Origin of the sequence: Burkholderia sp. Se-20378 (assembly GCF_017104665.1) — a bacterium.
Taxonomy (GTDB): domain Bacteria; phylum Pseudomonadota; class Gammaproteobacteria; order Burkholderiales; family Burkholderiaceae; genus Burkholderia; species Burkholderia lata.
In genome coordinates, this window is sequence record NZ_JAAGPG010000767.1 from 1 (window position 1) to 2,724 (window position 2,724).

Annotated in this window: 3 protein-coding genes; 2 read left to right on the plus strand and 1 reads right to left on the minus strand. The window is 67.3% G+C overall.

Annotation, left to right across the window (positions count from 1 at the left end; translation table 11 throughout):
* Positions 1-337 (plus strand): AAA family ATPase (locus G3N93_RS37225; protein ID WP_206135261.1); only part of this gene is annotated, 337 nt, incomplete at its 5' end.
* A gap of 241 nt (positions 338-578) precedes the next feature.
* Positions 579-1,643, plus strand: coding sequence for a glycosyltransferase family 4 protein (locus G3N93_RS37230; protein WP_041492866.1), 1,065 nt, complete (start codon positions 579-581; stop codon positions 1,641-1,643).
* A gap of 105 nt (positions 1,644-1,748) precedes the next feature.
* Here the strand turns inward: G3N93_RS37230 and G3N93_RS37235 are convergent, their stop codons facing one another.
* Positions 1,749-2,336: a YSC84-related protein gene (locus tag G3N93_RS37235; protein ID WP_011352325.1), complete on the minus strand. Its 588-nt coding sequence runs from the start codon at positions 2,334-2,336 to the stop codon at positions 1,749-1,751.
* Between the last annotated feature and the right edge of the window lie 388 nt (positions 2,337-2,724).

Genomic DNA, 2,724 nt, shown 5'->3' on the forward strand with positions numbered 1-2,724 from the left:
TCTGCGGCCGCTCGCGGCGGCCGAGCTGTCGGACGGCACGTTGCGTTACCTGCTGCTCGCGGCCGCGCTGCTGACGCCGCGGCCGCCGGCGCTGATGGTGCTGAACGAACCGGAGACGAGCCTGCACCCCGATCTGCTGCCGGCGCTCGGCCGCCTGATCGCGCAGGCGGCGCAGCGTTCGCAGGTGCTCGTCGTGTCGCATGCGGCGCGGCTGATCGCGACGCTCGAGCGCGAGGCCGGCTGCGAATCGCTGGTGCTCGACAAGCAGCTCGGTGCGACGGGGCTCGTCGATGCCGATACGCGCGACCTGCCGGCATGGAAGTGGCCGTCGCGCTGACGGGCGGGGCGGCGGCACGCGCTCGGGCTTGATCGTCGCATCGGGGGCCGGATCGGCCCGACAGGCGGAATGTATCCTGCCTGTAACAACACCCATAAAATGAAAGACGGGCGGTTCCGGGCAGCGGGATCGCGAATAATGAAGAGATATCTGGCTGGCGCTGCATGGGGGCGAGCAGGGCGCGAAAGCGTAGAGGCCCGCCGGCCGTGCCGCAACGGACAGGACACAGGAGACGTGGACCATGAGAATTGCCCAGATCGCGCCGCTGACCGAATCGGTGCCGCCGAAGCTGTACGGCGGCACGGAGCGTGTCGTGTCCTACATCACCGAGGCGCTCGTCGAGCTCGGCCATGATGTGACGCTGTTCGCCAGCGGCGATTCGACGACGCGGGCGAAGCTCGAGCCGGTCTGGCCGCGCGCGCTGCGGCTCGATTCGTCGATCCGCGACCGGGTCGCGCCGCACATGCTGCTGATGGAAACGGTGGCACGCCGTGCGAAGGACTTCGACGTGCTCCATTTCCACATGGACTACTACTCGTTCTCGGTCTTCAACCGGCAGGAAACGCCTTACGTGACGACGCTGCACGGCCGGCTCGACCTGCCCGAGCAGCAGCCGGTGTTCGACACGTTCAACACGGCGCCGGTGATCTCGATTTCGAACTCGCAGCGCCAGCCGTTGCCGCAGGCGAAATGGCTGACGACCGTCTACCACGGGCTGCCCGATACGCTGTACATGCCGCAGCCGGTCGAGCCGCGCTACCTCGCTTTCCTCGGCCGCATCTCGCCGGAAAAGCGCGTCGACACGGCGATCCGCATTGCCCGCCAGTGCGGGCTGCCGATCAAGATCGCCGCGAAGATCGACGCGGCCGACCAGGAATACTTCGAGCGCGAGATCAAGCCGCTCTTCGCGTTGCCGCACGTCGAATTCATCGGAGAGATCGCGGATCACCAGAAGGCCGAATTCCTGTCGGGCGCGCATGCGCTGCTGTTTCCGATCGACTGGCCGGAGCCGTTCGGCCTCGTGATGATCGAGGCGATGTCGTGCGGCACGCCGGTGATCGCGTTCAATCGCGGCGCGGTGCCCGAAGTGGTGGACGAGGGCGTGTCGGGTTTCATCGTCGAGGATGAAATCAGCGCGGTGGCCGCCGTGAACCGGCTGCACCTGCTGCCGCGTGCGCGCGTGCGGCAGCGCTTCGAGGAACGTTTCACGTCGCGCCGCATGGCGCAGCAGTATGTCGACGTCTACCAGTCGGTGATCCGTGCGCAGAAGCGCTCGCGCTTCAAGGTGATCGACTCGACGACCTGACGCGCGAGGCGCACGACGCACGCGGATAAAAAAACGGCGATGCCCGCAAGGACATCGCCGTTTGTGCATGGCCCGCGCGCCGTGCGCACGGGCGGTGCGTCAGCGTCAGATCTTCAGCTTCGAGACCTTCGTGCCGTTGATCGACACGTCGCCCATCAGGCCCGCGTTCGTCAGCACGACGACCTGGACCGGCGCGGTGGCCGTGGTCGTGTCGACCGCGCCGTTCGCACCCATCTTCACGAGCGCGACCGACGCGCCGGCGCCGGCTGCCCAGCCGTCCGAGCCGCGGAATTCGTCGAGCGCTTCCTGCGTCATGAACAGGAACACGATCGCCTTCGACTGCGCACCGGCCTGCAGGCCGACCGACAGCGACGACGTGTTGTAGTAGCCGACCGTGCTGCCGCCGACGCGCAGTGCGCCGTTGCCGGATTGGCCGCCGACGATGAAGCCGGCCTGGATGACGTCCGGGAAGACCAGCACGCCGCGCGACTTCGCGACGAGTTCGCGCGAACCCTTGACCGTGGAGTACATGCGCGACAGCGTGGCGTCGACGCTCGAGTCGATTGCCTGGCGCTTCGACGCGTTCGTTGCGGCGTTGTCCGGCTTGTCCGGGGTGGTGGTGCAACCGGTGAGCGCGAGGCTACCGACGATGAGCGCAGCGGCGGCTTTCAGCACAAGATTCCGTTTTTGCATCGTTCTTCTCCATCGGATGATGTTCGGAGTGAGTCTCGCTCAGGGAGCGGATCACGTCGGCAGTTATATCACAGCGGATTACAGCCTCTTTTCGTTGCGGCGTGAAAAAGCGTCAAATCGCGCGGGGATGTCGCGGCGCGCCAACGGACGAACCGGCACCCGCGCGCCGACATCGCGTCGGCATGCGGGAAACACGGTGGTCGATCGGACGGCGGCGCCTGCCGCGCGCATCAGTGCGTGACGGGCGGAACCGGCGGCTTGATCGGGGGGCGGCGCAGCGCGCGGCGGATCAGCGCGATCACGACCCCGCAGGCGAACAGGAACGCGGCCGGCACGACCCAGTAGCCGACGAACGCGTGCCACAGGTAGCTCGCGAGCGTGCTGCGGC

Bases quoted from the DNA above. Each gene is read 5' to 3' on its own strand.
- G3N93_RS37230 (WP_041492866.1), top strand. From the start codon at position 579: ATGAGAATTGCCCAGATCGCGCCGCTGACCGAATCGGTGCCGCCGAAG.
- G3N93_RS37235 (WP_011352325.1), bottom strand. From the start codon at position 2,336: ATGCAAAAACGGAATCTTGTGCTGAAAGCCGCCGCTGCGCTCATCGTC.